Source organism: Legionella sp. (genome assembly GCF_047605385.1).
In the GTDB taxonomy this organism is placed as follows: Bacteria; Pseudomonadota; Gammaproteobacteria; order Legionellales; family Legionellaceae; genus Legionella.
The window spans coordinates 1-5745 of the sequence record NZ_JASGFU010000105.1; the positions used below are offsets into that span (position 1 = coordinate 1).

Below are 5745 nucleotides of genomic sequence, written 5' to 3' on the forward strand. Positions count from 1 at the left end.
CGTTAAATTAGGATTTATCGATTGTTTTGTGAGCAAATCATTTCGCGACAGCGACAACCTGTCCACGGATTTTGTGTATAGGTTTGTGAGTTAACAACTGATAATGAATAAATATAAGTGTGGAACAAGCTCTAGCTATATTACTTAGGCGTATTTTTATCTACAATATGGTTTTAACTTAAATTAAAACGATCATGTACAAACCATTAGCCCTATTTATGGGGTTGCGCTATACGCGATCTCGAAAGAAAAATCATTTTGTGTCTTTTATTTCATTAAGCTCAATGCTGGGTATTGGCTTAGGCGTTACTGTTTTGATTACCGTATTGTCGGTCATGAATGGTTTCGATCAGCAAATCCATAATCGTTTTTTTGGTATGGCTCCTGAAATTACCTTGAATGGGCCAGGAGAAAGAGTTAGTGATTGGCCTGCACTCGCTAAAAAAATTCAAACTGTTCCGGAAATAAAGGCTATTTCACCTTTTGTGGGAGGACAGGGGTTATTAGTGCATGAAGGCCAGGTTTTGCCAATTATATTAACCGGAATATTGCCTGACCAAGAAGAAAAAATTTCTCATATAAAAGAAAAATTACTTGCGGGTAATATCAATAATTTAAATCATTTTGGCATGATTTTGGGTAAAGGCTTGGCAGATACATTAGGTGTAATGATTGGTGATAAAGTTACGGTGATGATTCCTCAGGCTACTGTCACTCCTGCAGGGATGGTGCCACGGTTCAAACGCTTTACGGTGATGGGGATTTTTTCTGCAGGGACTGGATTTAATTTTGATACCAAAATGGCATTTATTAATATGGAAGATGCTCAGAAATTATTGCAGTTAGGTAATGATGTTTCTGGTCTGAAAATGAAAATTGATAATGTGTATCAGGCTCCTGAATTAGCAACGCGCATTTCGCATATGTTAGGTGACGAATACCAAGTGGGTGATTGGACCCAGCAGTATGGTTCCTTTTTTGAAGCAGTGAAAATGGAAAAAACGATGATGTTCATGATCCTGCTATTGATTATTGCAGTAGCTGCCTTTAATTTAGTGTCTTCCCTGGTGATGGTGGTTAATGATAAACAAGCTGAAATTGCTATTTTGAGAACAATTGGTGCTACTCCATCGACGATATTATGGACCTTCATTGTACAAGGGATGATGGTTGGAATTGTAGGTACTTTATTTGGTTTAATAGGTGGCTTAATTTTAGCAACTAATGCGACAGCAATCGTCAATCATCTGCAAACCTGGCTCCACATTAAAGTATTGTCTTCTAGCGTTTATTTCGTGGATTACTTGCCTTCCAAGATTATGTGGAGTGATATTTGGAAAGTCTGTGTGATGGCTTTATTGATGAGCTTTGTAGCCACAATATATCCCGCATGGCGCGCCTCAAAAATTGTGATTGCGGAGGCATTGCATTATGAGTGATATTATTTTAAATAGTAAACAATTAAATAAATCTTATAGCGACGGTAATTCGAAAATCGAAGTATTGCGTGGCATTGATTTATCCATTGCTCAAGGAGAGCGAGTCGCAATTATTGGACCTTCAGGTTCCGGAAAAAGTACTTTGCTGCATTTACTTGGTGGTCTTGACCAACCTACTAGTGGAGAGGTTACGATTAAAGATGTTAATTGGCATAAAATCAGCGAAAAGCAACGCTGCAAATTACGTAATCGGGGCTTAGGCTTTATTTATCAATTTCATCATTTATTGCCTGAATTTACCGCATTAGAGAATGTAAGTATGCCTTTATTATTAGCCAATGCATCAATTAAGGCAGCAGAAGATGAGGCGAGTAACCTGCTGGATGCCGTAGGTCTACAGGCAAGAAAGGAGCATAAGCCTGCTCAACTTTCAGGTGGCGAGAGGCAACGAGTGGCCATCGCGCGTGCTTTAGTTCATCAGCCCTATTGTGTACTTGCGGATGAACCAACCGGAAATTTAGATCAAACAACTGCATCCAAAGTTTTTGATTTAATGCTTGAGCTTAATCGTAAAATGAATACCGCATTGGTGATTGTTACCCATGATCAACAATTGGCTCAACGTATGGATAGAGTACTGGTTTTAGGCGAAGGGAGATTATCTGCTTTAAATGAGGATACTTTAACTACTTGATCAAGATTACTCCAGAAGCCCAGACGTAAGATCAGCCAAGATTCTCCATCCCCCGTGACCTCTTACGCCCAGACAGAGCTTATTTCTTATAAAGGTTCGTCGCTTTTTTAATTAATAGTCTGCGTGACCTGGTGTGCGTGGAAAGGGGATAACATCACGCACATTGGCCAAGCCAGTAACATAGCTAACAAGACGCTCAAATCCCAATCCAAATCCTGCATGGGGTACGGTGCCGTAACGGCGCAGATCACGGTACCATTGATAACTTTCTTTGTTCAGATTACATTCTTCAATACGTCGATCTAAAACATCTATACGTTCTTCACGTTGGCTACCACCAATAATTTCACCGATTCCAGGGGCTAATACATCCATTGCCGCAACGGTTTTTCCATCATCATTAAGGCGCATGTAGAATCCTTTAATTTCTTGTGGATAATTAGTTAGAATTACAGGCTTTTTACAATGTATTTCTGCCAGATAACGTTCATGCTCTGATTGTAAATCTGCTCCCCAACTGACTGGAAACTCAAACTGATGATTTGATTGTTCCAAAATACGAATAGCATCTGTATAAGTCATGACTTCAAAATCAGAATTAATGATGTGCTTAATACGTTCAATGCATCCTGAAGCAACAAATTGATTGAAAAATTCCATATCATCAGTACATTCATCTAACACTGCTTTGCAGATGAAACGCAGCATTTTTTGGCTTAAATCACAAATATCATTTAAGGTAGCAAAGGCTACTTCAGGTTCAATCATCCAGAATTCAGCCAGGTGACGACTGGTATTTGAATTTTCCGCACGGAATGTTGGACCAAAAGTATACACTTTAGACATTGCCATGCAATAAGACTCAAGATTCAATTGACCAGATACAGTAAGAAAAGCTTCCTTGCCAAAAAAATCTTTGCTGTAATCGATTTGTCCTTGAGGAGTTTTGGGAATGTTTAATATATCCAGGGTCGATACACGAAACATTTCACCTGCACCTTCACAATCACTGGAAGTAATGATCGGTGTATGGATCCAGAAAAACCCTTGCTCATGAAAGAAGCGATGAACCGCTTGAGCCAAGCAATGGCGAATACGGGTTACGGCACTGATGGTATTGGTGCGTGGGCGTAAATGAGCTACTTCCCGTAAAAATTCTAATGAATGGCGTTTTGCTTGAATAGGGTAGGTGTCAGGATTTTCTACCCAACCAACTACTTTAATGTTATCCGCCTGAATTTCAAATGATTGACCTTTACCTTGCGATACAACTAATTTACCGCTAGCTATAACGGAACAACCTGCATTAAGCTTTGCAACTTCTTCATGATAATTCGCTAAACCATCAGTAGCTACAACTTGGATTGGAGAAAAACATGAACCATCGTGTATGCTTATAAAGGATAAACCGACTTTGGAATCACGACGGGTTTTTACCCAACCACGTACAGTAACGCGTTCATCAACAGCGATTGCTCCATTCAAACATTCTTTGATGGTAAAAACTTCGGACATTTCTTTATTCCTGTAATTGCATGTAAGTGATCTAAAGTGCGATGATACACTAGGGACTATTGACATTTCCACAATCTTAAGCCGAAATATTGGCTGCTGTTTATGAAACTTGCTAAAGGAGAGCTATGCCGCAAAAAGTTTTATTTCTATTATTATGGTGCTGTTCTTTTGTGGTTGCAGCAAATGGTACTCTATTAAAATTATATCGACCTTATGGGGATGTTATAGAGCAAGCAGCGCCGGTGATAAAAAAAACTGTGCAAGGACATTGTTTGGGACAATCTAGGCTGATTGTACGTGAAGATGCATGGCGTTGCGAGGCGGATGGAACAATCTATGATCCTTGTTTTGTGAAGACTGGCAATAAACGCACCGAAGCTTTATGCCCGCATTCACCATGGGTTGGTGATAGTGTGTTGATTAAGATGTCATCGCCAATAAATAATGAACAGAATAAAACATTAGATATGTCGAGAGCTTATCCTTGGGGGATTGAACTGACAACTGGTGAACGTTGCCTGGCAATTCATTTGGAAGAATTCTATGAGCAAATGCCTATTAGGTATCGTTGTGCTAATCATAATGTACTCTTTGGTTATTTACAGCGTTGTAAAAATGTATGGAGCATGCTTGAGAAAACTCCAGAAGGAGTGGTGACTGTAAAATTAACTAAAGTATGGTTTTAAGTTAGAAAATCATTAATTTTAATGGTATTTTCATGTGAGTGTCTTCTGGTTAGAATTCATAATAACATAGAAAATTATTCCTGATTTGGAGCCAACCATGATAGAATTTCAACCCATTTAATTTGAGATGTATTTTTAAGTGGCTCTTGATTTTCACTATTTGACACAACTGAAAAAAAATCACCCTGCCTGGCGATTATTGCAAGCCGATCATGCGCCACTTATTGCTAGTTTTTTAGATCAAGCTTTTATTCAAACTAATGAGCGTGTTTTATGCCAATCAAGCTTGGTAGCAAAGTTAGAAGATACTTTATTCCAATTGCAAAATGAGGAGGGAGATTCTCTTTTTCCTTGTAGTGCGCAGCACTACCTGGATGAATGGTCTCAAAACAGCAAAGGCTGGCTGAGAAAATTTTATTCTCAAGGTTCTGATAAACCCCATTATGATTTAACTCCAGCGACTGAAAAAGCCTTGGTTTGGCTTGATGGTTTGGCAGAAAAACGTTTCGTTGGTACGGAATCTCGTTTACTAATCGTCTTTGAATTACTTAGGCAAATGGTGCATGGTGTAGAAAAAGATGTCACCGTCCGTATTGCTGAGCTTGAAAAACGAAAACAAGGAATTGATAAAGAAATAGCAGCTCTTCAATCAGGAGAACTGGCTCTGATGGATGATTCAGCACTTAAAGATCGTTTTTTTCAAGTCAACTCTATAGCCCGTGAGCTTTTAAGCGATTTTCGTACCGTAGAACACAATTTTCGTGAACTGGATCGAGCCGTTCGCGAACAAATCGCCTCATGGGACGGTCGCAAGGGGCAATTATTGCAGCACATTTTTGGCGAACGAGACGCCATTACAGACTCTGATCAAGGGTGTAGTTTTAAAGCCTTTTGGGATTTTTTAATGTCCCCTGCAAGTCAAGAAGAATTAAGTTTTTTATTGGATGAAGTTTTTAAACAAGAAACACTAAAAGAATTTATCCAAGACAAACGCTTACAACGTATTCATTTCGATTGGCTGGAAGCTGGTGAATATACTCAACGAACTGTAGCAAAGCTATCACAACAGCTAAGACGCTTTCTAGATGATCAAACCTATCTGGAAAACAAAAGAATCATGCAAATACTGGATAACATTAACATCCATGCCCTAAATATCAACTCTCAAATTCCTACGGGTCACTTTATGACACTCGATGAGCCTGCTCCGAGCATTAATTTGCCAATGATTCGTCCCTTATTTACACCACCTGCCAAAATAAAAATCCAAATGAACCTACTTACGGATGCAATAGAAGAAGTTGTTCCTGAAGCATTATTTAATCAATTTATTATTGATAAAAATCAATTAACATCTAACATCTAACATCTAACATCTAACATCTAACATCTAACATCTAACATCTAACAT

5 protein-coding genes are annotated in these 5745 nt (G+C 38.7%); 4 read left to right on the forward strand and 1 reads right to left on the reverse strand.

From position 1 onward, the window contains the following. Nucleotides 1-194: 194 nt before the first annotated feature. Together QM652_RS13800 and lolD are read left to right on the forward strand one after the other, a co-directional pair. Nucleotides 195-1439 (forward strand): lipoprotein-releasing ABC transporter permease subunit, encoded by a 1245-nt coding sequence (locus QM652_RS13800; RefSeq protein WP_415076775.1) that lies wholly within the window; start codon nucleotides 195-197, stop codon nucleotides 1437-1439. Beyond that, nucleotides 1432-2133, forward strand: coding sequence for a lipoprotein-releasing ABC transporter ATP-binding protein LolD (gene lolD, locus QM652_RS13805; protein WP_415076776.1), 702 nt, complete (start codon nucleotides 1432-1434; stop codon nucleotides 2131-2133). The genes QM652_RS13800 and lolD overlap by 8 nt, the downstream gene beginning before the upstream one ends. Nucleotides 2134-2244: 111 nt before the next feature. On the opposite strand, the gene asnS is transcribed toward lolD, so the two are convergent. Then, the gene (asnS, locus tag QM652_RS13810) at nucleotides 2245-3648 is read right to left on the reverse strand and encodes an asparagine--tRNA ligase (RefSeq protein WP_415076777.1); all 1404 of its coding nucleotides are present in this window, start codon (nucleotides 3646-3648) and stop codon (nucleotides 2245-2247) included. A 125-nt stretch (nucleotides 3649-3773) separates the two neighbouring features. Between asnS and QM652_RS13815 the strand changes: the two genes are divergently transcribed. Both QM652_RS13815 and QM652_RS13820 read left to right on the forward strand, forming a co-directional pair. Next, nucleotides 3774-4334, forward strand: coding sequence for a hypothetical protein (locus tag QM652_RS13815; protein WP_415076778.1), 561 nt, complete (start codon nucleotides 3774-3776; stop codon nucleotides 4332-4334). A 139-nt stretch (nucleotides 4335-4473) separates the two neighbouring features. Continuing rightward, nucleotides 4474-5700: a DUF3375 domain-containing protein gene (locus QM652_RS13820; RefSeq protein WP_415076779.1), complete on the forward strand. Its 1227-nt coding sequence runs from the start codon at nucleotides 4474-4476 to the stop codon at nucleotides 5698-5700. The last annotated feature ends 45 nt before the right edge of the window (nucleotides 5701-5745 follow it).

Coding starts and splice junctions, on each gene's coding strand:
- QM652_RS13815 (WP_415076778.1), top strand. CDS start 3,774: ATGCCGCAAAAAGTTTTATTTCTATTATTATGGTGCTGTTCTTTTGTG.
- asnS (WP_415076777.1), bottom strand. CDS start 3,648: ATGTCCGAAGTTTTTACCATCAAAGAATGTTTGAATGGAGCAATCGCT.
- lolD (WP_415076776.1), top strand. CDS start 1,432: ATGAGTGATATTATTTTAAATAGTAAACAATTAAATAAATCTTATAGC.
- QM652_RS13800 (WP_415076775.1), top strand. CDS start 195: ATGTACAAACCATTAGCCCTATTTATGGGGTTGCGCTATACGCGATCT.